Source organism: Mesorhizobium sp. M0633 (assembly GCF_040320645.1).
GTDB lineage: Bacteria > Pseudomonadota > Alphaproteobacteria > Rhizobiales > Rhizobiaceae > Mesorhizobium.
In genome coordinates, this window is sequence record NZ_JAMYQC010000006.1 from 219,774 (window position 1) to 243,261 (window position 23,488).

18 protein-coding genes are annotated in these 23,488 nt (G+C 62.6%); 9 read left to right on the top strand and 9 right to left on the bottom strand.

What is annotated here, in order from left to right; genetic code table 11:
* Window positions 1-116: 116 nt before the first annotated feature.
* The 3 genes from NKI47_RS08850 to NKI47_RS08860 all read right to left on the bottom strand — a co-directional run bounded on the left by NKI47_RS08850 (window position 117) and on the right by NKI47_RS08860 (window position 3,321).
* Complete coding sequence (locus NKI47_RS08850) at window positions 117-1,403, bottom strand: NAD(P)/FAD-dependent oxidoreductase (protein ID WP_352589268.1); 1,287 nt, start codon at window positions 1,401-1,403, stop codon at window positions 117-119.
* A gap of 33 nt (window positions 1,404-1,436) precedes the next feature.
* The gene (locus NKI47_RS08855) at window positions 1,437-1,805 is read right to left on the bottom strand and encodes a four helix bundle protein (RefSeq protein WP_023677441.1); all 369 of its coding nucleotides are present in this window, start codon (window positions 1,803-1,805) and stop codon (window positions 1,437-1,439) included.
* A gap of 82 nt (window positions 1,806-1,887) precedes the next feature.
* Window positions 1,888-3,321: a glutamine synthetase family protein gene (locus NKI47_RS08860; protein ID WP_352589271.1), complete on the bottom strand. Its 1,434-nt coding sequence runs from the start codon at window positions 3,319-3,321 to the stop codon at window positions 1,888-1,890.
* A 167-nt stretch (window positions 3,322-3,488) separates the two neighbouring features.
* Between NKI47_RS08860 and NKI47_RS08865 the strand changes: the two genes are divergently transcribed.
* Window positions 3,489-4,205 (top strand): HAD family hydrolase, encoded by a 717-nt coding sequence (locus NKI47_RS08865; RefSeq protein WP_352589273.1) that lies wholly within the window; start codon window positions 3,489-3,491, stop codon window positions 4,203-4,205.
* 32 nt (window positions 4,206-4,237) lie between these two features.
* Here NKI47_RS08865 and NKI47_RS08870 read toward each other — a convergent pair whose 3' ends face one another.
* Entirely contained in the window at window positions 4,238-4,627 is a 390-nt protein-coding gene (locus NKI47_RS08870) for an ANTAR domain-containing protein (RefSeq protein WP_245274728.1), read from the bottom strand.
* A gap of 430 nt (window positions 4,628-5,057) precedes the next feature.
* Here NKI47_RS08870 and NKI47_RS08875 point away from each other — a divergent pair, with 430 nt between their 5' ends.
* Window positions 5,058-5,519: a RidA family protein gene (locus NKI47_RS08875; protein ID WP_352589275.1), complete on the top strand. Its 462-nt coding sequence runs from the start codon at window positions 5,058-5,060 to the stop codon at window positions 5,517-5,519.
* Window positions 5,520-5,572: 53 nt separating this feature from the next.
* Here the strand turns inward: NKI47_RS08875 and NKI47_RS08880 are convergent, their stop codons facing one another.
* Together NKI47_RS08880 and aceA are read right to left on the bottom strand one after the other, a co-directional pair.
* Window positions 5,573-5,827, bottom strand: a complete 255-nt coding sequence (locus NKI47_RS08880; protein ID WP_023677446.1) for an SMc00767 family acetate metabolism repressor — start codon at window positions 5,825-5,827, stop codon at window positions 5,573-5,575.
* Between the two features lie 70 nt (window positions 5,828-5,897).
* On the bottom strand, window positions 5,898-7,187 hold the full coding sequence (gene aceA / locus NKI47_RS08885) for an isocitrate lyase (protein WP_352589277.1): 1,290 nt from the start codon (window positions 7,185-7,187) through the stop codon (window positions 5,898-5,900).
* A gap of 238 nt (window positions 7,188-7,425) precedes the next feature.
* Here aceA and NKI47_RS08890 point away from each other — a divergent pair, with 238 nt between their 5' ends.
* Window positions 7,426-8,877, top strand: a complete 1,452-nt coding sequence (locus NKI47_RS08890; protein WP_352577538.1) for a helix-turn-helix domain-containing protein — start codon at window positions 7,426-7,428, stop codon at window positions 8,875-8,877.
* A gap of 42 nt (window positions 8,878-8,919) precedes the next feature.
* Here NKI47_RS08890 and NKI47_RS08895 read toward each other — a convergent pair whose 3' ends face one another.
* Window positions 8,920-9,711 (bottom strand): class I SAM-dependent methyltransferase, encoded by a 792-nt coding sequence (locus tag NKI47_RS08895; protein WP_352577539.1) that lies wholly within the window; start codon window positions 9,709-9,711, stop codon window positions 8,920-8,922.
* A 200-nt stretch (window positions 9,712-9,911) separates the two neighbouring features.
* Between NKI47_RS08895 and NKI47_RS08900 the strand changes: the two genes are divergently transcribed.
* From NKI47_RS08900 to NKI47_RS08920, 5 genes are all read left to right on the top strand, one after another.
* Complete coding sequence (locus tag NKI47_RS08900; RefSeq protein ID WP_352577540.1) at window positions 9,912-10,859, top strand: DMT family transporter; 948 nt, start codon at window positions 9,912-9,914, stop codon at window positions 10,857-10,859.
* A gap of 352 nt (window positions 10,860-11,211) precedes the next feature.
* Window positions 11,212-12,309: a polyamine ABC transporter substrate-binding protein gene (locus NKI47_RS08905; protein WP_352571624.1), complete on the top strand. Its 1,098-nt coding sequence runs from the start codon at window positions 11,212-11,214 to the stop codon at window positions 12,307-12,309.
* 73 nt (window positions 12,310-12,382) lie between these two features.
* Window positions 12,383-13,522 carry an ABC transporter ATP-binding protein gene (locus NKI47_RS08910; RefSeq protein WP_352589282.1) on the top strand — a complete coding sequence of 380 codons (1,140 nt, stop codon included), beginning with the start codon at window positions 12,383-12,385 and terminating at the stop codon, window positions 13,520-13,522.
* Window positions 13,523-13,531: 9 nt separating this feature from the next.
* Window positions 13,532-14,500 carry an ABC transporter permease subunit gene (locus NKI47_RS08915; RefSeq protein WP_031211982.1) on the top strand — a complete coding sequence of 323 codons (969 nt, stop codon included), beginning with the start codon at window positions 13,532-13,534 and terminating at the stop codon, window positions 14,498-14,500.
* Complete coding sequence (locus NKI47_RS08920) at window positions 14,497-15,315, top strand: ABC transporter permease (RefSeq protein WP_023677454.1); 819 nt, start codon at window positions 14,497-14,499, stop codon at window positions 15,313-15,315. Before NKI47_RS08915 ends, NKI47_RS08920 begins: the two co-directional genes overlap by 4 nt.
* Window positions 15,316-15,322: 7 nt before the next feature.
* On the opposite strand, the gene NKI47_RS08925 is transcribed toward NKI47_RS08920, so the two are convergent.
* The gene (locus tag NKI47_RS08925; RefSeq protein ID WP_352589285.1) at window positions 15,323-17,173 is read right to left on the bottom strand and encodes an AsmA family protein; all 1,851 of its coding nucleotides are present in this window, start codon (window positions 17,171-17,173) and stop codon (window positions 15,323-15,325) included.
* A gap of 282 nt (window positions 17,174-17,455) precedes the next feature.
* On the opposite strand from NKI47_RS08925, the gene NKI47_RS08930 reads away from it, so the two are divergent.
* A complete protein-coding gene (locus tag NKI47_RS08930; protein WP_023677456.1) occupies window positions 17,456-19,414 on the top strand; it encodes an acetoacetate--CoA ligase in 1,959 nt (652 codons plus the stop codon).
* A gap of 282 nt (window positions 19,415-19,696) precedes the next feature.
* Here NKI47_RS08930 and NKI47_RS08935 read toward each other — a convergent pair whose 3' ends face one another.
* Window positions 19,697-23,443, bottom strand: a complete 3,747-nt coding sequence (locus NKI47_RS08935; RefSeq protein ID WP_352589288.1) for a PAS domain S-box protein — start codon at window positions 23,441-23,443, stop codon at window positions 19,697-19,699.
* Window positions 23,444-23,488: the final 45 nt, after the last annotated feature.

Consider the following 23,488-nt stretch of genomic DNA (forward strand, 5'->3'; position numbering starts at 1 on the left):
CCCGCAAAAATTCCCCGTTCAGCTGCCCACGAGCATCATCTTTCGCCCGCGATTGTGGCATCACTGCGCCCTTGGCGGGAATTCTGCGCCCTGGTTAAGGATTCTGCAACGTCTGGTTAAATCCTGTCCCGCAACGCGTACCAGTTGAGCGCAAGAAAGAGCAGTGGCGCGCGCAAACGCCGGCCGCCGGGGAAGGGTGGAATTTTCAGGTCCTCGATCAGCTTCAGCCGGTCGCGGTTGCCGGCGACCGTCTCGGCATAAAGCTTGCCGAAAAAGTTCGACAGCATGACGCCGTGGCCGGAATAACCGCCGATCGAGGTCACATTGGGCATCACTTCGCGCACGAACGGCTTTCTCGGCACGGTGATGCCGACATAGCCGCCCCAGCCATGGGTGATCTCGACGTCCTTCAGTGCCGGATAAATCTCGGCAATCTGCCGGCGGATGTGGATGTGGATGTCCTTGGGATCGTTGACCGCATAGATCTCGCGCCCGCCAAACAGCAGCCGCCCGTCCTTCGATTTGCGGAAATAGCGCACGACGAAGCGCGAATCATCGACCGCCTCGCCACCCGGCAACACTTTGGAATCGGCTCCCAGCGGCACCGTTGCGCCGATGAAGGAGCCGATCGGCATGATATGCGCGGCACTCGCCGGTTCGAGCGTGCCGCCATAGGCATTGACCCCGATCAGGCATTTAGCGGCGGTGATCGTGCCCTTCGGCGTCACAACCCTCACCTTGCCGCCGCCGGAGGTGATGCCGGTCGACGGCGTCTGCTCGAATAGCTTTGCGCCGGCCTCTGCCGCCACCTTTGCGGTGCCGATGACCAGTTTCAGCGGATGGATGTGGCCGGTGCCGGTGTCGCGGGTGCCGCCGAAATAATGCGTCGAGCCCAGCCGCTCGGCTGTCTCCGCGGCATCCATGAATGAGATGTGCGGATAACCGAACCGGTTTGCCATGATCTCGGCATGCGCCTTGTAGTCGTCGACATAGCGCTTCTTGTGCGCCACCGACATCTGGCCGGGCATATAGTCGATCTCGATCTGGTGCACCGCGGCGAAGTCGAGGAGATGCGCCTTGGCCTCTTCGGCCAGGTCGAACAGCGCCTTGGCGCGGGAAAAGCCGTATTCCGCCTCAAGCTCCTCTGCCCAGGCCCGCTGGCCGGTGCCGAGCTGGCCACCATTGCGGCCCGATGCGCCGTCACCGAAACGATGCGTTTCGATCAGCACGACATCCGCGCCTGTCTTGGCGAGATGAGCAGCCGCCGACAGGCCGGTAAAGCCGCCGCCGACGATCACCACATCGCATGTCCGGTCGCCGTCGAGCGTCGGATATTCGGGCCTTGGCCCGGCCGTGTCTTCGTACCAGGAGCGGCCGGGGGAGATTGGGGATTGGTAAGTCATGATGCTCGGCTAGGGCAGTAGGGCAGTAGGTGTCTATTCAGCCGACAGCTTGCGGATCAGAAGCCGCAAGAGCTTTCCTACGCTCTCGCTGTGGGGCATCAATGACTCGACCGCCTCGCGAGAGGTAATTCCAACCCTTTGCGCGATTAAAAGGTGTGTCTCCAGTTCCTTGAGTGATCCCTGGGCGATCCTGAGAAACTGCTGGTAGGAAGCTCGGCTTTCTCGGCCGTAACCCTCGGCGATGTTGGCGGGCACCGACGTTGCTGCCCGACGCACCTGACTCGTCAGCCCGTAGATCTCGTCTTTCGGCCAAGTCCTTGTTACTTGGTAGATTGCAACTGTTAGGTCCATGGCTTGCTGCCAAACGATCAGATCCCTGTACGATGCGATCTTGTCCGTCATCCTTGCCCTACTGCCCTACTGCCATATTGCCCTACTCCCCTACTCCCCTACTCCCCTACTCCCCTACTCCCCTACTCCCCTACTACACATTCAGCAGCAAATACTCCCTCTCCCACGGGCTGATCACTTCCATGAAGGTCTCGAATTCCGCTCGCTTGATCGCCGCATAGGTGGCGGCAAATGACTTGCCGAGCATCGCGCCGAGTTCTTCGTCAGCCTCGAACAGGTCGACGGCTTCGAGCAGGCTGCGCGGCAGGTCGATCTGGTCCTCGTTGGCGGTCGTCAGAACCGGCGGCTCGGCCTTGATCTTGTTGGTCATGCCGATCAGCCCGCAGGCAAGCGATGCCGCCAGCGCCAGATAGGGGTTGGCGTCGGAGGAGGGGATGCGGTTCTCGACGCGCCGCGCCGCCGGGTCGGAGCGGGGCACGCGGAAGGCCGTGGTGCGGTTGTCGTAGCCCCATTTGTTGTTGACCGGCGCCGAGGCCGACTGCGTCAGCCGCCGGTAGGAATTGACGTAGGGCGCAAACATCACCAGCGCGTTCGGCACATGTTTCTGCATGCCGCCGATGAAATGGAAGAAGGCCTCGGTCTCCGAGCCGTCCTCCGCCGAAAAAACGTTCTTGCCGGTCTTCTTGTCGATGATCGACTGATGGATATGCATGGCCGAACCGGGCTGCCCTTGGATCGGCTTGGCCATAAACGTGGCGTAGATCTCGTGCTTGAGCGCCGCCTCGCGGATGGTTCGCTTGAACATGAACACCTGGTCGGCGAGCTCGATCGGATCGCCGTGACGCAGATTGATTTCGAGCTGGCCGGCGCCCTCCTCGTGGATCAGCGTGTCGATCTCCAGGCCCTGGCTTTCGGAGAAATGGTAGATGTCGTCGATCAATTCGTCGAATTCGTTAACCCCGGCGATCGAATAGCCGGCGCCGCCGCCGATCGGCCGTCCCGATCGACCTACCGGCGGGGTCAGCGGATAGTCCGGATCGGGGTTCTTGCGCACCAGGTAGAACTCGATCTCGGGTGCCACGACCGGCCTCAGCCCACGCTTGTCATAGGCGGCAAGCACGCGCTTCAGCACGTTGCGCGGCGTGAACTCGACCGAGCGGCCGTCCTGGTGGACGAGGTCGCAGATAACCGCCGCGGTAGGGTCCTCCTCCCACGGCACCACCGTCAGCGTCGAGAGGTCAGGCATCAGCTTGAGGTCGCCGTCGTCCTCCGGATAGTGGAAGCCGTTGCCGTCCTCCGGATAGCCGCCGGAAATCGTTGTCATGAACACCGCCGAAGGCAGCGCCAGCGAGGTGTTGGAGGTGAACTTCTTCGATGGCATCATCTTGCCGCGCGCAACCCCGGCCTGGTCGGGTGTGATGCATTCGATATCTTCGATGCCGCGCCATTCCAGCCAGGCGCTGACTTCCTTCCAGTTCTTGACGCCACGTTGGTTTTTCACGAAGGCAGGCGTGCGGGCGCGTCCTCCGCGGCTCGACGGACGGACTTCCTTTTTTGCAGGCGGCATCAATCACCAGATTTGTTGCAGATTGTGGAGTATAGCCGTTGCCGACGACGAAAGGGAAGGGGAGCCGGCTGGCGTGCGCCTCGATAACCGGGGGAACACAACGACTTCCGGATAAAAGCCTCCTGGTCTAGGGTCGGCCTCCCGCAACGCTGCAATTAATGGTCCCCATGCAACACAGCCGCAAACTGACGACGATCGGCTTCGACGCCGATGACACGCTGTGGCAGAACGAACAGTTCTTCCGCGTGACCGAGAAGCGCTTTGCCGCACTGCTCGCCGATCACGCCGAGGAGGACCGGATTTCAGCAAGATTGCTGGAGGCCGAGAAGCGCAACCTCGCGGTCTACGGCTTCGGCATCAAGGGGTTCACGCTGTCGATGATCGAGACGGCGATTGAGGTCACCAACGGCCAGGTGCCGGCCTCGACTATCGCCGAAATTCTCGCCGCGGGCCGCGAGATGCTCAACCATCCGATCGAGCCGCTTCCGCATGCGCGCGAAACCGTGGAAAAGCTGGCCGGCGCCTACCGCCTGGTGCTGATCACCAAGGGCGACCTGTTCGACCAGGAACGCAAGCTCGCGCAATCCGGGCTGGGCGAGCTGTTTGATGCCGTCGAGATCGTCAGCGACAAGAGCGCGGCCACCTATAGCCGCATCTTCAGCCGCCACGGCGACGGCCCGGAAAAGGGCATGATGGTCGGCAACTCGCTCAAATCGGACGTCGTGCCGGCCATCGAAGCCGGCAGTTGGGGCATCCACGTTCCGCATGATCTGACCTGGGTGCTGGAACATGTCGAGCCGCCGGTCTCGGCACCACGCTTTCGCCAGATAGCCAATCTCGGTGAACTGCCGGGCTTGATCGAGCGTATCGGCGAGATTGATTGATCAGGTCTGCAGCCGAGGCATCACGGTAGGCGTCAATTGCGGCTAATTGCGATCAGCCGGTCGATCACCGGCTGCAGCCGTTCGGTGGTGATCGGCTTGACGACCACTGCATCGATGACGCTGGACAGGCCCAGGCTCTCCGGCGTGCCGGTCTTGACTGAAAGCAGGATCACCGACGGAAGCGATCTGCCTGACGCCCTTCGCAGTGCATCGATACCCGACAGCAAGGCGTCGCAGTCCCCATTCTCCGCACCGCCGTCGAGAACGACAGTCCCGGGAATCAGCGCGTGCAACGCCTTTGCCGCGGTTTCGGGAGTTTCCGAGATCGGTTTGAGGCCGGACCGCTCCACTATTTTTGAAACCACGACGCGGTTGATCGGTGATTTTCCGACCACCAGCACCCGCGAAAAATCCGGGAGCATCCGCGTCTCCATGTCCCGGCTAACGAAAGGCAGCTGTTTTGCAGTCTCGATATCGCGATTCGCTGGGCACATGGCGGGGCAGGCCGTTGTTCAATGTTTCAATGCAGGGTTGAAACTCGAGAGGTAATTGGCGTGAGATCACTGCTCATGTCAAGCTCAAATGGCGTATCAGGAGAATATCGCAAGAAACATTAAAATTAAAATTAAGTGCTTTTCTTTGCCGCCGCCCGAAGAAGAAGTTGCCACCACAACCGGGCAGGCTCAGCTAAGTTTGGCTTTGCAGCGCGAACGCACCAACTCGCAGCCGTAGCCGGGTTGACGTAAGGTTGGACGAAGGCGAGTCAGGCCTGTCGCGAGCTTGTCGTATCGCCTCGCCGAACTACCCTTCCTCGTTGGCTAAGCACGTCTCTTTGACCGACGGGAGATGACGATGGAACTCGTGACTCACAAGAAATTCAAAAATGGCCGGTTGATGCCATGGGGAAAGGGTACGGTCGTTACCGGCGCAAAGGGGTTTGTCTACCTTTCCGGAAACACCGCGACGGCCGAGGACTACGATCCGATCGGCAAAAGCGGCGGCGCCGCCATTGGCGATGCAGCGGCACAGTGGCGCGCAATTCTCACCAATATCAAATCAGATCTGGAGGAGCTTGGCAGTGCGCTCGAGCATCTCATCCGGCTGACCTTCTTTGTTAAGGGGCCATTTCCAGATGGCGGCGTGCTGAGCTCGCCCAATTTTCGCTTGGACGTCTTGGACGAATTCTTTGCCGTGCACTGCCCGAAGCACTGCAGCTACAACAACCCGCCGCCCTCGGAAGTTATTGGCGTTGCAGCGCTTGCGCAGCCTGATCTTGTCATTGAAATCGTTGCATTAGCGGCTCTGCCGGATTAGGCAAAGCCGCGGCGTGCAAGGTGCGATAGCATGCGCTCAAAAGAGGCGCGGTGCTATCGAGTTTGTCTGTCGTGGCTCCGCTGTGTGACGATGACCGGGATCAGCAGATCGCCCCAGTTGCCGTCGCCGCCATGGTGTCGTGCCGAGCGCACCAGTTCGACCGAGACGCCTGCCTCGACCGCCTTCATCACCGACTGATTGAGCCTGTGCAGATCGTTCGCCAGCATGCGGATGGTCGCCTGCTGGTCGACATTCATGCTGGTGGCCTGCTCTTCGGCCCGTTCCTTGACGCGGCTTATCGAAGCCATTGGTCTTCTCCCTGTGTTGCCATGACTGTTGTGTTGCCATGCCCGTTTGGGCGTTCCCTCTGTTTGTCTGCTATTCCGCCGCCGGCCTGAATTGGGCGCGCTCGGTCGATCCCTGCATGGCCGTGGTCGAAGACTGGCCACCGGTGATCGCCATCGAGACGGCATCGAAATAGCCGGTGCCGACCTCGCGCTGGTGCTTGCTGGCGGTATAGCCATTGGCTTCCGCGGCGAATTCCGCCTGCTGCAGTTCCGAATAGGCGGCCATCTGCCGCTCCTTGTAGCCGCGGGCGAGCTCGAACATGCCGAAGTTGAGCTGGTGGAAACCTGCCAGCGTAATGAACTGGAACTTGTAACCCATGGCGCCGAGTTCCTTCTGGAAGTTCGCAATCGTCGCGTCGTCGAGATTCTTCTTCCAGTTGAAAGACGGCGAGCAATTATAGGCAAGCAGCTTGCCAGGATGGTGCTTGCGCACACCCTCGGCAAACGTCCTGGCCTGCGCCAGATCGGGCTTGGAAGTCTCGCACCAGATCAGGTCCGCATAGGGCGCATAGGCGACGGCGCGGGCGATGCAGGGCTCGATGCCGTTGCTGACATGGTAGAAGCCCTCCGCCGTGCGGCCGGCGCCATAATCGACGAAGGGCCGGTCGCATTCGTCGATGTCGGAGGTCAAGAGCTTTGCCGCTTCAGCGTCGGTGCGCGCCACGACCAGCGTCGGCGTGCCCATGACGTCGGCGGCAAGCCGCGCGGCGTTGAGGTTGCGGATGTGTGCGGCGGTCGGGATCAGTACCTTGCCGCCGAGATGACCGCATTTCTTCTCCGAAGCCAGCTGGTCCTCGTAATGGACGCCGGCCGCACCCGCCTCGATGAACGCCTTCATGATCTCGAAGGCGTTGAGCGGCCCGCCGAAGCCGGCTTCCGCGTCGGCGACGATCGGCGCGAACCAGGTGCCGACCGACAGCCCGTTGCCTTCCGAAGTCTCGATCTGGTCGGCGCGCTGTAAGGTGCGGTTTATGCGCTTGACCAGTTCGGGCGCGGCATTTGCGGGATAAAGCGACTGGTCCGGGTACATGGCGGAAGCGGTGTTGGCATCGGCGGCGACCTGCCATCCTGACAGATAGATCGCTTTCAGCCCGGCCCGCACCTGCTGCATCGCCTGGTTGCCCGACATGGCACCCAGCGCGTTGACGAAATCCTCTTCATGGATGAGCTGCCACAGCCGGTTTGCCCCCATTTCGGCGAGGCTCTGCCGGATCTGCACCGAGCCGCGCAGCCGCTTCACGTCGTCCGGCGAATAGGGCCTTTCGATGCCATCAAAGCGGCCTTGCGGCGCCGACGGGACGAGGTTGTAAAAGTCGGTCATTGATCACTCCAGGCGGTTTTGATGCCGGTTTAGGAAGGCGTCGCAGAGGGGAAATATGTGCGCCATATGTGTGACACCATTTACACGTCGGCACGACGCAAGCGAGGTAAACCTCCTGATCAGTCATAAAATAAGGGAAAACCTGTGTTGTGTTTGACTGATGAGAGCTGTAAATCTGTCATGATTGTAAAGGCAGCCATGCCATCGGCGGATGTAAATTTCTGTCAAGGAAACTCGATTGGCCGACCACAAAATCTTTGCCGGGCCGCGCATTCGTCGCATCCGCAACGCCAAGGGGCTGACCCAGACGGCGATGGCCGAAGGGCTCGGCATCTCGCCGTCCTATCTCAATCTCATCGAGCGCAACCAGCGGCCGCTGACGGTGCAACTGATCCTGAGGCTGGCAACCGTCTACAAGGTCGACCCACATGAATTGCAGGGCGAGGCGAGGGGGTCGGTCGCCGATTTGAAGGAAGTGTTTTCAGATCCGTTGCTGGCCGGCGAACTGCCGGGCGACCAGGAACTCATCGAGCTTGCCGAGGCGGCGCCAAACGCTTCCGCCGCTGTCATAAAGCTGTTTCGCGCCTATCGCGAGCAGGCCGAGCGATTGTCGGATATCAACGAGCTGCTCGCGCGTGAGGGCAAGGCCACCGCCCTCTCCGGTGCCAGGCTGCCGATCGACGAGGTGCATGAGATTTTCGAACGCCGGCCGAACCATTTTGCCGCGCTCGAAGAGGAAGCCGAGGCATTCACGTCGGTGCTCGATCCCGGCGACGATCTGTTCAGTGCGTTGAAGGCTTGGCTGCGGCGTGAATTCGGCATCGTCGTCAAGGTACTGCCGGTCGCCACCATGCCCAACTGGCGGCGTCGCTATGACCGTCACTCGCAGCGCCTGTTCCTGTCCGAGCGGCTGTCGCCATTCGATCAACTGCGCGAGGTGGCGATGGAGGCCTGCCTGATCCGCATGAGCGTCGCTGTAGCTGCCGAGATCCAGGTGCTGAAGCTGACCACGGACGAAGCCCGCCGGCTGGCGCGTTTCGAGCTCGGCCGCTATGCCGCGCACGCTCTGATGATGCCTTATCAACCTTTTCGCGCCGCTGCGGTCCGTGCCCGCTATGACATCGACATGTTGCGGTCGCGCTTCGGCGTCTCTTTCGAGCAGGCGGCGAACCGGCTGACCACGCTGCAGCGGCCGGGTGCGTCGGGTGTGCCGTTCTTCATGCTCGAGGTCGACAGTGCCGGCAATCGGTTCCGCAAGGCGGGCAGCCACGGCTTTCCGCAAAGCCGCTTCGGCGGCGGCTGTCCGAAGCTGCCGGTCCATGCCGCCTTCGCCCAGCCCGGCCAGATCCTGGTCGAGGCAGTGGAAATGCCCGACGGTGCGGCGTTCCTCTGCATGGCCCGCACGCTCGAAGGGCCGCAGGGCTCGTTTGCCGAGCGCCCGCGGCGCACGGCGCTGTTGCTCGGCTGCGACATCGGTTTTCGCGACGAGGTCGTCTATGGAGCGGCATTGCCGGGGCCGGCCGCCATCGGCAAGACCGGACAGAGCGCCGCTGCGCTGGCGACGCCGGTCGGCCCTGCCTGCCGGCTGTGCGAACGCATCGGCTGCCTCGCCCGCGCCGAGCCACCCGTTACACGTCCGCTCGGCCTCGACGAGATGGTCACGGGACTGTCGGCGTTCGATTTCCAGTGACGGCAAGCAGAATTGCCGGGATCGCGCCGCCGGCGCATTCTTCTAGTGGCAACCGCTGCCTATCAGAACGTCCATTTCAATCGTCAGCGGCTCTCCAGCGCCCGGCGAAGCTAGCCCGCGCCAGACCTCCTCGCGCACGATGCGCTTCGTATCTTGAGGAAGCTGGACATACTCCTGGCCGCTCAATGTTGCTCCCTTGGCGATGCCGCTGAAATAGTCGTCGAAGGACGCGAACTTGATCGGCCGAGTTTCGAGCTGGACGTCAATCTTTCGAAACCCGGCGCGATGCAGCAAGTTATGCAAGCATGTCGCGTCAGGGATGGAGAAGAAGCGATTTAGCCTTTCAGCTTTCTCAGGGGCATAGCGGGCGATTACCGCGCCGATTCTGGCGAATAACGAACGCTCTGGCGTCGTCGTCACGCTAACCGCAGTCCAGCCGTTGGGGCGCAGAACCCGGCGAAATTCCGAAAGCGCTCCAAGCTGGTCCGAGAAGAACATGAGCCCAAGCTGACAGGTCACCGCGTCGAACCGACGGTCCTCATAAGGAAGTGCGTGAGCGTCAAACGTTGCGAGGGTGATTGGCTGGTCCTTCAAATTGCGTTTGGCGGATTCGAGCATGGCCGGCGAGATGTCGCCGCCAATCACGGCGCCGGAGCGGCCGACAATGATGGCAGCAGCTTGCGCTGCTGCTCCGGTGCCCGTTGCGACGTCGAGCACACGATGGCCAGGCGCAATCCGTGCTGCCTTCAGCAAGGACGGGATAAACGAGTTCGTCGCACGGGCGAACAGCTCGTCATAGCCGATCGCCGCCGTTTTGTAGAATGGCTCATCCATGGCGTCGCCCCATGCATCTGCAACTTACGTCGATCATGGGCGTCTGTCGATGATAGGGCATCTTTGCGCGCCGGCCGGTGCGCCAAATGGAACACGATGCTGGATCACGCCCGATCCCCTCCTTTGCGTTACGCGATTAAAGCACGTTTCTGTCGTCCGCTGTGCATCGTGCTGCCCCGAAATCGCCGACAGTCCGAGTCATGACCGATATATCATCACCGCAGATCGTCGTTTCGCCTCCGCGAAATGAGGAGCGTATCGGCTTCCTGCTGGTATTCCTGTCGGCGTTGATGTGGAGCTTCGGCGGCAGCATTGCGCGCTTCATCGACAACGCCGACAGCTGGACGGTGGTGTTCTGGCGCTCGGTCTGGGCCGCCGCCTTCCTGCTCTGCTTCATGGTCTGGCGCGACGGCTGGCGTGGCACGCTGAAGCTGTTTCGCGGCATGGGCCTGGCCGGCCTTGCGGTGGCGTTCTGCTTCGCCACGGCGTCGACCTCTTTCGTCGTGGCGCTTGCCTATACCACCGTCGCCAACATCCTGTTGATGCAGGCCGGCGTGCCGCTTCTGGCGGCGCTGTTTGCCTGGGCGCTGTTTCGCGAACGGGTGGCGGTGGCGACCTGGGTGGCGATCGCCGCCGTCATTGTCGGCGTCGCCATCATGGTGTCGGAATCGCTCGATGGCGCGGTGTCGCCGATCGGCGACGGGCTGGCGCTGCTCATCGCCGTCATGTTCTCGATCGCCACCGTGATCACGCGCCGCTTTGCCCATGTGCGCATGACGCCGGCGACCTGCCTCGGCACGATGCTGGCGGCCGCCTTTGCGGCATCGCAGGCGTCGGCGCTGGGCGTCTCCAGCCATGATATGGGCTTCCTCTTTGCCTTTGGCGTGATCAATCTGGGCCTCGGTCTCGCCTTCTTCGCCACCGGAGCCCGGCTTGTTCCGGCCGCCGTCGCGGCGCTGCTCGGCACGTTCGAACCGATCCTTGGCCCGATCTGGGTCTGGCTCATCCATTCCGAGGTGCCGTCGGCGCGCACCATCGTCGGCGGTGCGGTCGTGGTCACCGCGCTGCTCGTCCATATCGGGCTCGAGTTCAAGCGTCAGACGCGGCCCGCGCGAGCGGGCGTCACCGGTGTGCCGTCACCTAATTGATGCAGTGCGCGCGTCAAAGCGAGATGAGCCATTGACAACGTCGCAGCCGCGCGGGCAGGCTGCGATCACGGCAACAACAAGACAGGCGTATCTTGCCAAGTCTCCATGCCGGCCGCATCGAGGCCGGACAATATCGTCGTCTCCCTGCCCGCGCCGCAGCGAAAGCGTCGGACGGCGTCGGAACACCACCAACGCCACGCCAGGTCTTCGCTGTCGGCTCGCCGCCGAACGATAATGGCGCCGGCAATTCGCGCTTGTCGCCTGCCTGCAAGCCCAATACCTTGAAGCAAATGCCCAGCCGCGCGGACGCCGCGACGAGCTGGCGACGGAACACTCATCAAAGGAGAATAGCATGACCCGCAAAGCGCTCTGGCTTTCGGCGACTTCGGCGTTTCTGGCAGTTTTCACCTTGGGCGCGCATGCCGAGGATCGCGTCGTCAACGTCTTCAACTGGTCGGACTATATCGACAGTTCGATCATCGACGACTTCACCAAGGAAACCGGCATCAAGGTCGTCTACGACACTTTCGATTCCAACGAGATCCTGGAAACGAAACTGCTCGCCGGCGGCAGCGGCTACGATGTCGTCGTGCCCAGCGGCAATTTCCTTGCACGCCAGATCCAGGCGGGTGTGTTCCAGAAGCTCGACAAGTCGAAACTGCCGAACATTTCAAATATGTGGGACACGGTCATGGAACGGACCGCCAAATATGATCCCGGCAACGAATATTCGATCAACTACATGTGGGGTACGGTTGGCATCGGCTACAACATCAAGAAGGTGCAGGCAGCGCTCGGCACCGACAAGATCGACAGCTGGGACGTGTTCTTCAATCCCGAAAGCCTGGCCAAATTGAAGGACTGCGGCGTCTATGTGCTGGATTCGCCGGCCGACATCATACCGGCGGCACTGAAATATCTGGGCCTCGATCCAAACAGCACGTCGCCCGATGAGATTGCCAAGGCCGAAGAAACCTTGCTGAAGGTCCGGCCCTATATCCGCAAGTTCCACTCTTCCGAATACATCAACGCCCTTGCCAATGGCGACATCTGCCTGGCGGTCGGCTGGTCGGGTGACGTCTTCCAGGCCCGCAACCGCGCCGACGAAGCCAAGCAGGGCGTCGAGATCGGCTATTCCGTGCCGAAGGAAGGTGCCCAGATGTGGTTCGACCAGATGGCGATCCCGGCCGATGCGCCGCATGTCGCCGAAGCGCATGAGTTCCTGAACTACATGATGAAGCCCGAAGTGATCGCCAAATCGTCGAACTATGTGCTCTATGCCAACGGCAACAAGGCTTCGCAGCAGTTCATCGACAAGGCGATCCTGGAAGATCCGGCGATCTATCCGGATGCAGCCACCTTGCAGAAGCTCTACACCGTATCGCCTTACGATCCCAAGACCCAGCGCATCATCACCCGCACCTGGACCAAGATCGTCACCGGCCAATAGCAATCTGACCAGGCCCCGGCAGCCGTTGCCGGGGCCGCTTTCTCATGGGGCAAGCAGCAGGACGGAGTGGGACATGAAATCGCTTGGCAGCATCCGCAGGGATTTTGCGCCATGGAACGATCCGAACGCCAAGCCATACATCCAGTTCGACAACGTCACCAAGAAATTCGGTGAGTTCACAGCGGTCAACAACCTGTCGCTGACCATTTTCGAACGCGAATTCTTTGCCCTGCTCGGGGCCTCAGGCTGCGGGAAATCGACACTGCTCAGGATGCTCGCCGGCTTCGAGGAGCCGACCGCTGGCCGCATCCTGCTCGATGGCCAGGATCTGCGCGGCATTCCGCCCTACCGGCGGCCGGTCAATATGATGTTCCAGTCCTACGCCTTGTTTCCGCACATGACGGTCGAGAACAACATCGCGTTCGGCCTCAAGCAGGAAGGCATGGCCAAGGCCGACATCGACAAGCGCGTCGCCGAGATGCTGAAGCTGGTCAAGCTCGAGCAGTTCGCCAAGCGCAAACCGCACCAATTGTCGGGTGGCCAGCGCCAGCGCGTCGCGCTCGCGCGCTCGGTGGCCAAGCGGCCGAAAGTCCTGCTGCTCGACGAGCCGCTTGGTGCGCTGGACAAGAAGCTGCGCGAGGAAACCCAGTTCGAGCTGATGGACCTGCAGCAGAACCTCGGCCTCACCTTCGTCGTCGTCACCCATGATCAGGAAGAGGCGATGACGATGGCCGACCGCATCGCCATCATCGACAAGGGCGAGGTGATGCAGGTGGCGACGCCGGCCGAGGTCTACGAGGCGCCGGGCTCGCGCTTCGTCGCCGGCTTCGTCGGCAACGTGAATATGTTCGACGGCAGGATCGCGGCTGGCGAGGCCGGCAGCGCAAGCATCGACGCCGGCAACGGCATCACCATCCGGACCGAAAATGCCGGCAGTGCCGCCGCCGGAACATCCGTCACCTTCGCCATCAGGCCGGAGAAGATCAAGGTGTCCTCCACGAAACCGGCCGGTGCCGTCAACGCCATCGAGGGCGAGGTCTACGACATAGCCTATCTCGGCGACATGACCGTCTATCACGTCAGGCTGGACGACGGTCAGGTGGTGCGGGCGAGCACCATGAACGCGGCACGCCTCACCGAGGACCCATTGACCTGGAACGACCGCGCCTGGGTTTCTTTCCGCCCCGACGCCGGCGTCGTCCTGACACGGTAGGGACTGATCATGTCCGCTGTCACCGCCGCAACAAGCTCTCCGGCAAGCGCTGCCGGCAAATCCGGCTTGGTCAGGCTGGGAGCGGCCTTCGTTAGCCGGCTCGTCATCATCGTCCCCTACCTCTGGCTGCTGTTCTTCTTTCTCGTGCCTTTCATCATCGTCTTCAAGATTTCGCTGTCGCAGACTGCGATCGCCATGCCGCCCTACACGCCGGTGCTCGATTTCCGCAGCGGCATTTCCGGGTTTATCTCGGAATTCGGCGCGCTGAATTTCGACAACTATACCTGGCTGACGCAGGATGCGCTTTACTTCAATGCCTATGTGACGAGCGTCATCGTCGCCGCCATCTCGACGGTCCTGACATTGCTGGTCGGCTATCCCATAGCCTATGGCATGGCGCGCGCCCCGGCGACGATTCGCCCGACCTTGCTGATGCTGGTGATCCTGCCGTTCTGGACCTCGTTCCTGATCCGTGTCTACGCCTGGATCGGCATCCTCAAGCCCGAGGGCCTGCTCAACCAGCTGCTGCTCGCCACCGGCATCATCAGCCAGCCGCTGATCATCCTCAACACCTATACGGCGATCTTCATCGGCATCGTTTACTCCTATCTGCCGTTCATGGTGCTGCCGCTCTATTCGTCCTTGGAGAAAATGGACCATACGCTGATCGAGGCCGCCAAGGATCTCGGCTGTCCGCCGACCAGCGCCTTCTGGAAGATCACCTTTCCGCTGTCGCTGCCCGGCGTCATCGCCGGCTGCCTGCTGGTGTTCATTCCAGCCGTAGGCGAGTTCGTCATTCCCGACCTGCTCGGCGGCTCGCAGACGCTGATGATCGGCAGGACGCTGTGGAACGAGTTCTTCGCCAACCGCGACTGGCCGGTGTCGTCCGCCGTTGCCGTCATCTTGCTGCTGCTGCTGATCGTGCCGATCATGCTCTTCCAGCGAGCCCAGGCGCGCGCCCAGGAGCAGGACCAATGAACGCGACCTGGAGCCGCTTCAACATCATTTCGATCGTGCTCGGCTTTGCCTTTCTTTACCTGCCGATCGTCCTGCTCGTTGTGTTCTCTTTCAACGAATCGAAGCTGGTCACCGTCTGGGGTGGCTTCTCGACGAAATGGTACGTGTCGCTGTTCCACAACCGGGGTCTGATGGACGCCACCTGGGTGACGGCCCGCGTCGGCGTCATCTCGGCAAGCGTGGCGACCGTGCTTGGCACGCTGGCGGCGCTCACCTTGACACGCTACACGCGCTTTCGCGGCCGGCTTCTGTTTTCCGGCATGGTGTTTGCGCCGCTGGTCATGCCGGAAGTCATCACCGGCCTGTCGCTGCTGCTGCTCTTCGTCGCCGTCGGCCTCGACCGCGGCTTTCTGACGGTGACGCTTGCCCACACCACGCTAACCATGTGCTTCGTTGCGGTGGTGGTTCAGTCGCGCCTGATCACGTTCGATCGTTCGCTGGAAGAGGCCGCGATGGACCTCGGTGCGCCACCGGTGAAGACCTTCTTCCAGATCACGCTGCCGGTTATCATGCCGGCTATCGTCTCCGGCTGGATGCTGGCCTTCACGCTGTCGCTCGATGATTTGGTTATTGCCAGCTTCACCTCGGGACCCGGCGCCACGACGCTGCCGATGAAGATCTACAGCCAGGTCCGCCTTGGCGTGACGCCGGAAATCAACGCAGCGTGCACCATCCTGATCGCGGTCGTCGCAGTTGGCGTGATCATCGCTTCGCTCGCAAACAAACGCCGCGAGGTGCAGCGCCAGCGCGACGAGCAGGCGGCGCAGCGAGGTTGAAGGCTCGCTACTCTCCCGAAACGCCGCGGCTTATCGGCGAGATGAACGGCGTGCTCCACGTGCCGCCGACGAAGAACGACGACTGCTTGGGCGGCTGGCCGTTCGTCTGCGTGGCAGCCTGGCTCGGCTGGACGATGCCGCCGGACAGCGCCAACCCGCGTCCGGCATAGGATGCGATGCCGGAAAGCCAGATCTTGTATTGCGCGGAATTCACCTCGGCCTTGTCGATGCGCGCCACGCCGTTCGAAACGCTCGCCTTGAGTTCGGCCCCGTCGATCGGCAGCGTTCCGTCCGAGACGTCGTCCAGCGCGAAGAATCCGCCCTGTTCGGTGTGCTTGAGGAACGCCGGCAGGTTAAGCCGGCTCAGCGCACCCGCGCCGAACGTCGCGGACAGCGAGCCATTGGCGTTTTCGAAAATCGAGTCCCAGGTTCTGCCAGGCCCTTTGAGGATGACCGAAACGGTTCCAGTGCCGATCGGCACCAGCCGCGTCATCCCGGCCGCGGTGCCGAAAGCGCCGCCGTCGATATCGGAAGCAAGCAGCCGGATCTCGACTTCCGTGCCGGCGGGCTTGCGGTCGAAACGGACGCTGCTCTGGACGTTGCCGCCAAAGGCGGATGCATCCGAGATGTCGAAGACGGCAAGGCCGTTCTTGACCTGGGCGGTGGCGGCGACGTCGGCAAGCTGGATGGCGCCGGCGGTGGCATGCGCCGCCGATAGCCTGAGATCGAGATTGATCCGGTCGGCGAAGCTTGTGTCGATTTCGCCCGGGCCGGCGCCGCCGGCGGATGGCACCGGGGTAAAGGCGGAGAGAAACGATCTGAGGTCGAGCGTATCGAAGGCAAGTGTGCCGGAGATCACCGGCAGTGCCTCGCCGTAGGTGAAGTCAAGCGCGCCCATTCCGGGGTTGTTGTCGAGGGTCAGGGCCGTATTTTCGAATTTGATGCGCCCGGCCGTCGCCGTGATCTTGCTCGAAACCGCGATCGAGCCGATTGCGGCACCGGGCGCGATGCCGGCCTGCGACCATTCGAGCACGCGTCGCAGCGAAGGTGCGGCGAATTTTGCCTGGCCGTCGAAATAGCCGTTCTCCGACATGCTGGCGCGGCCGTCGAACGAAAAACTGGCCGGTGCCGCCTTGAAGGAAAATGTGGCCGGTGCTGTGCCGCCACCAAACAGCACGAGCGGGTTCGGCGATGCGGCGTCGATGGCAACACTTTCGCCGCGCCATATCCCGGTCGCCGACAGCGTCGCATTGCTGTTCATCGCGGCCCAGTTCGCCTGGCCGCTCAGGCTGCTCAATATCTCCTGGTCCTTGCCGCCGATGGCAGCCACTACGCGGCCGTCCCTGAACTCGACTGTGCCGAACGGATCTGTCGGCAGCTTGCCGAGATCCGGCTTGGCGGGATTTGTGTTGATCACCGCGCGGGCAGCATCGATCGAACGCGTAATGCGCCCGCCGCTGGGAATCGCAGGCAGGAAAAACCCGCTCGCGGTACGCTGAACCCGGATCGTCGGTCGTACCAGCCGCGCCGTCGAAAACATCACATCGCCACGCAGCGCCGCCATCGCCGAGAGGTCGACCTCGACCCGTTCGGCCTCGACCACGGGCGGCGCATCCGTCTCTGTCCATTGCGACAGCGTCACGTCGCTCAGGATCGCCCGGAAATTCGGCCAGACCTCGATGCGCGGCGCGCCGTCGATGGTGACCCGGAAACCGCTCCACGCGCTCATTTCCCACGCGATACGGTCGCGTACGATGCGGGTCGAGGCGATCAACGGCAAGGCTGCGACAACCAGCGCGATGACGATGACGGCTGCGCCGATCGCCCATATTCCGCGTCGGATCAAAGGTGATGGCATATCGCCCCGTATGCTTCCATTCCGACAAAATCGCCCGACGGGTGTAACCGACGGCTGACGCATTTCAAGTCTTTATGGCCCGGCGATGGCATTTGCGCACACCCTGACCGGCGCGGTCCAACAAAATCTTGCTCTGCTGCATCGCGATATGCATAAGCGATGCCAATGCATGTCGCCCAAAGTGCGCAGCGGTTTTGGGATAAACGACATGCATAAAGACAAAAGTTTAAAGCGCGTCGCGTGAATCTCTTCAAACGTGACGTGCTTTAAGGAGGAACAATGATGGCTGACGACGCACCGCTCTGGATCCCGACGCAAGAGCAGATCGACGCAGCGCCGATGACCGCCTTCATGAACGCCGCGGCGAACATGGCCGGCAAGGTTTTCTCCTCCTATGCCGACCTGCATCGCTGGTCGATCGATGATCGCGAGACCTTCTGGAGCCTGGTCTGGGACTTTTGTGGCATCGTCGGCGACAAGGGCGAACGCGTGCTGGTCGATGGCAACAAGATGCCCGGCGCGACCTTCTTTCCTGAGGCAAAGCTGAATTTCGCCGAGAATCTCCTCAAGAAAACCGGGCTTGGCGACGCAATCGTCTTTCGCGGCGAGGACAAGGTCGAGCGGCGGCTGTCCTGGAACGAGCTGCATGCGCTGACCTCGCGGCTGCAGCGGCTTTTCCTGTCGCTCAAGGTGAAGAAGGGCGACCGCATCGCCGCGATGATGCCCAACATGCCGGAGACCGTTGCTGCGATGCTGGCGGCCGCCTCGATCGGCGCGGTCTGGTCGTCCTGCTCCCCAGATTTCGGCGAGCAGGGGGTTCTCGACCGGTTCGGCCAGATCGAGCCTGTCGTGTTCATCGCGCCGGACGGCTACTGGTACAATGGCAAGGCGATCGAAGTCGCCGACAAGATCGCGGCCGTGGCGGGCAAGCTCGCCACCGTCCGCAAAGTCCTCATTGTCGACTATCTCGGCACCTCGCTCGACGTCGCCGCGACCATCGGCAAGGCGGCTGCGCTGGAAGAGGCGCTGTCACCCTTTGCCGCAAGGCCTGTCGCCTACGAAAGGCTGCCGTTTTCGCATCCGCTGTACATCCTGTTTTCATCGGGCACGACCGGCATTCCCAAATGCATTGTCCATTCGGCCGGCGGAACGCTGATCCAGCACGTCAAGGAAGAACGGCTGCATGCCGGCCTGCTCGACGGCGACCGCTTCTTCTACTTCACCACCTGCGGCTGGATGATGTGGAACTGGCTGGTGTCGGGCTTGGCATCGGGCACCACCTTGCTGCTCTACGACGGCTCGCCGTTCTACCCGGACGGCAATGCGCTGTTCGACTTCGCCGATGCCGAAAAGATGACCTATTTCGGCACCTCGGCCAAATTCATCGATTCCGTGCGCAAGGCCGGCCTGAAGCCGATCCGCACGCATGATCTTTCCAGCGTGCGCACCATCTCATCGACCGGCTCGCCGCTATCGCCGGAAGATTTCCGCTTCGTCTATGAAGGCATCAAGAAGGACGTGCATCTGGCTTCGATTTCCGGCGGCACCGATATCGTCTCCTGCTTCGTGCTCGGCGTGCCGATCGAACCGGTATGGACCGGCGAGATCCAAGGGCCCGGGCTCGGCCTTGCCGTCGATGTCTGGGACGATGACGGCCGCCCGCTCCGCCAGGAGAAGGGCGAGCTCGTCTGCACCAAGACGTTTCCGGCGATGCCGATCGGCTTCTGGAACGACCCTGACGGCAGGAAATACAAGGCCGCCTATTTCGAACGTTTCGACGATGTCTGGTGCCACGGCGATTTCGCCGAATGGACCGTCCATGGTGGCCTGATCATCCATGGCCGTTCCGACGCCACGCTCAATCCGGGCGGTGTCAGGATCGGCACGGCGGAGATCTACAATCAGGTCGAGCAGATGCCGGAAATCCTCGAAGCGCTGTGCATCGGCCAGGATTTCGACAATGACGTGCGCGTCGTACTGTTCGTGCGGCTGGCGGCCGGCGTTGAGCTCGATGCCGAGCTGGAAAAACGCATCCGCGCGAAAATCCGCACCGGGGCGAGCCCGCGCCACGTGCCGGCCAAGATCGTCGCCGTCAGCGATATTCCGCGAACCAAATCGGGCAAGATCACCGAGCTCGCGGTACGCGACATGGTGCACGGCCGCGCCATCAAGAACAAGGAAGCGCTCGCCAATCCCGAAGCGCTCGAGCTGTTCCGCAACCTGCCGCAGCTTGCCGACTGACCCCGGGATCCAAGGTGGGAGCCGTTTTGAGGTCTCAGGTATCGTTAACAAATTATCTCTTCGGAATTTACCTAGATTTCATGAGTGGTACACATTGGTAAATTTTCCGGCGTGCCGGTAAGGATTTGTTAAGGCCCGGCATCAATAGTCGTGCGTAACTTGAGGGAGAAATCCCGTTCCTCTTAGCCCCGAGAGGATCTGATTCGCTCAAGCCCCGTTGTGACAGCAATCCTATCATTCAAGGCGTCCTGTTGGACGCCTTTTTTCTTTGCGCAACCATAGCTAACCGGCGAGCACGCGGGTCGAGGGAAAGGCGACTTCGACCAGGGTTCCCTCGCCGGGCGTCGAGTTGATGGTGAACCGGGCCCGGTTCGCTTCGACCATCGCCTTGGTCAGCGGCAGCCCAAGACCCGTGCCGTCGCCACGGCCGCGCTTCAGCGCATTGATCTGCTTGAACGGCTTCAGCGCCTGCTCGATCTCGGACTGGCTCATGCCGATGCCGGTATCGCGCACGCGCATGACGACATCGCCGGAGATCTCGTAAGCCGTCGACACGATCACCTGGCCGCCAGCCTGCGTGTAGCGGACGGCGTTCGACAGGATGTTGAGCGCGATCTGCCGCACGCTGCGCAGATCGGCCACCACTTCCGGCAGCCGCGAGGCGAAGCTGGAGCGGATGATGACGCGTTCCCGGTTGGCTTGCGGCTGCATCATCGCCACGGTTTCGGCCAGCGTGTCGTTAAGCGACACCGCCTCATAGGCCATCTCCTGCTGGCCGGCCTCGATTTTCGAAATGTCGAGCAGGTCGTTGACCAGATCGAGCACGTGGTTGCCCGAACGGTTGATGTCGCGCAGATAGTCGCGATAGCGGTCATTGGCCACCGGCCCGAATTTCTCGTCGACCATCAGCTCGGAAAAGCCGATTATGGCGTTGAGCGGCGTGCGGATCTCGTGGCTGATGCGGGCCAGAAAATCGGTCTTCTGCGACGAGGCGCGTTCGGCGACCGCGCGCGCCTGGGTCAAGTCCTCTTCGGCCCGCTTCCACTGGGTGATATCGCGCACCACCGCACAGAAGCCGCTGTCGTTGGGCAGCCTGCCGATGGTCATGAACAGCGGAATGAAACGCCCCTGCGCCTCGCGCCCGATCACCTCGCGGCCATCGTTCATCACGCTTGCGACGCCGGGCTCCGACAACCCCTCGAGATAGTCACGCGCCGCGCGCTGGCTTTCGATCGCAAACAGCGAGACGAACGGTTTGCCGGTCACCTCGTCGCTGTCGAAGCCGAACAGCGCTTCCGCCGGACGGCTAATTGAACGGATCGTTCCGTTACGGCCGATCAGCACGACGCCGTCGGTGGCGGTGTCGATGATGGTGCGCATTTCGGCAATGCGTGCCTTGAGCTCGGAAACATCCGGCTGCGTTTGGTCTTCGGCGGCGCCATGTGGAATGGCTGCTGCTTCGTCGTCGCCGGAACGGCGTACGACCAGCATCAGCGCCTTGCCGTTTCCCCAGGGCACGGAGCGTAAAATCGCATCGATCGGAAACTCCTGACCTTCGCGCGTTTTCAGCCGCAGAGCGCGGTCGCCGCCGTCGGAACTGCCGTCGTCCGCATAAGGATCGGCAAACAGCGCGCCGAGCCCGCCGGCCTCGTCCAGGGCATTGAGCGTCGCATAGCCGGTCAAGCCGAGCAATTCGTCGTTCGCGTAGTGCAGTTGATCGCCGGAATGGATAAGCACCGGCACTGGCAGCTTGCCGAGGATCGAGGTATCCGGCCCCTTGTTGTCCTCTCCGGCAAAGGCCGACGGCACGAAGCCGTCGAGTTTGAGCGGTGGTGCCTGCGGCCGCTCGACAGGCGGCACCTGGCCGGCAGCGTCGGCTGCGGCTGCGCTGTCCTCGGACCAATCCTCGCTATCCTCGGCGTCACGGAAATCTTCGGCCGTCATGCTATCGTCGTCGCCATCCCGCGGCGCTTCGGCGACGATCGTTCGACGGTTCGTGCTGGGCTCAACGCCTTCCTGCGCTTCATCGCTGGGTTCGCGATCGGCATAGTCGAGCAGCGATCCGGAAACAGGGCGTGTGACGGGTTCGCCGGCTTGCGCCTCTGCTACCGCCTCATCCGGCTGCTCGCCGTCGAGCCGGGCGAGGTCCTTCTGGTCCTCGGCATCGGCCTCGGGCGGTTCGGCGGCAGCCGCCTCGCTTTCCGGACCTGGTTCCGGCATCTCACCCTTGTCCGTCGGGCCGGCTTCTTTCAGCTTTGGCTCGTCGGCCTTGCCGGCTGCCTCGACTTTCTCAACCGGCTTCTGCTTTCCGGCGCTGGGCTGTTCTTCGGCCGGGGTGCTGTCCTTCTTGAGACGCTCGCCAATCTCGCGAAACGCGCTGCGTTCCAGCGTCGACAGGCCCTTGTCGTTGGCCGGCTGCCGGTGCTCGGCCAGCCGGATCACCTTGTCGGCAAAGCGCCGCTCGGGTTTTGGCACGATGGTCAATGCCGGCACTTCGCCCCTGAACGGATCGGCGGGTTTAGGTGTCTCGGGGAGAGGTTCGACGGCTTTCGGCCCGATGGTCGCGGCAGGTTTCTCCTCGGCGACAAGGGCCATGCCGACGGCATCCGGATCGACCACCGCATCGCCGCTCCTGGCCACGCCGAAACCGCGAAAACCTTCGAAAACGCGGCTGCGGCTGTAAACCGGGAGCGCCGCCAGATCGACGGGTATCTTCAGATCGGTGCCGGCGACCGGCCACAGCACGGAGCGGCCGGACCAGGTGTCGCGCCGTTCGAGCAGGCCGGCAATCTCGCCAGAAGCATCGAGGCCATAGGCGGCCGAAACATCCTCGAAGCGGCGGCCGATCACGTCGGCGGCAGGCTTGCCGACGAGCTCGGCAAATTCCGGCGACAGGGCGCTGAAATGGCCCTCCGCGTCGGTACGCCAGACGAAACGCATGGGCGCGGCGGTGCGATCGATCGCCGAAGCGCGGTGTTCGGCCGGCGAGGCGGCTTTGGTGGCCTTTGCGGCGCTTTCCGGCGAAGTATCCGCGCCGGCCTGCGAAGCGTCCGGGCTGGTCTCGACTTTGCCGGACGCAGCTGCCCCGGGCGGGACCTGCGCGTCGTCGCCGGCATTGAAGTACCAATGGTCATGCTGCGTCGGCGCTTCGCCAACCGTGCGGTGATCGTCGGCCGCGTCGGCAGGTTCGTGCTCGGCCGATGCCGAGGTGCCTTCCATCGCTGCAAGGTCGATCTCCGCCGCGCCGGTGCTGGCGATTGGCTGCTCTTTGTCCTGGTCCGTTGGCTGGGGAAGATCGCCACCGCTCAGTGCCGCTGCCGCCTCGGTTTCCCCGCCGGCGCGCTCGCCATCGGGGGCCTCGCCGTCAAGCCGGTCCTCGTCGATCACCACCAGCAGGTGCCGCTCTTCCGTCAGCCGGGCAAGGCCCGCGGGATAGGAGCTGGACCCACCCGGAACCAGGCGCTTGACGATGCGGTCGCTCTCGTTCGCCACATCGGCGACAAGTGCGGCCAGCGTCTCAGGCCGGATGCCGAGCGCCGAAAAGCCGTGCGATGCGGCGTCGATATTGCCCTTGGCATCGACAAAGGCGATGTAGTGGCCGTCTTCCGTAAAGCCACCGATGGCGCGGTCGGCGATCTCGGCGGCGCTTCGCGAGCCGGTCTGCGCCGCCTGCAGCGCCAGCATGATTGCTTCCTCGCCATCGGGCATGGTCACCGCGCTGGCCAGGAAACCGACGGCACGGCTGGTCAGGCCGGTCGCCAGCCGGACCGTGATGGCACGGTCGCGGCCGATCTGCGGAAAACCGCTGGTTGCCATGATCTGGCGCCGGGCGATCAGCGGCAACCCTGCCGAGGCGCCGATGATAGCGCCGATGTCCGGATAGCCGAATACCGCCGCGCCGGGCCCGTTGGCCCAGATCACCTGCTCGAGATCTGCCGACAGAATGGCGATCGCGTCGCCTGCGGCGAAGCGCAGGCGGACGGCGTCGAGCACGGCGACGTCAAGGAAGGAGTAGTTTTCAGCCGGCATGCGCTTGGCGACCCTCACAGAGCGGGCAATTTGCGGTTAACGCTT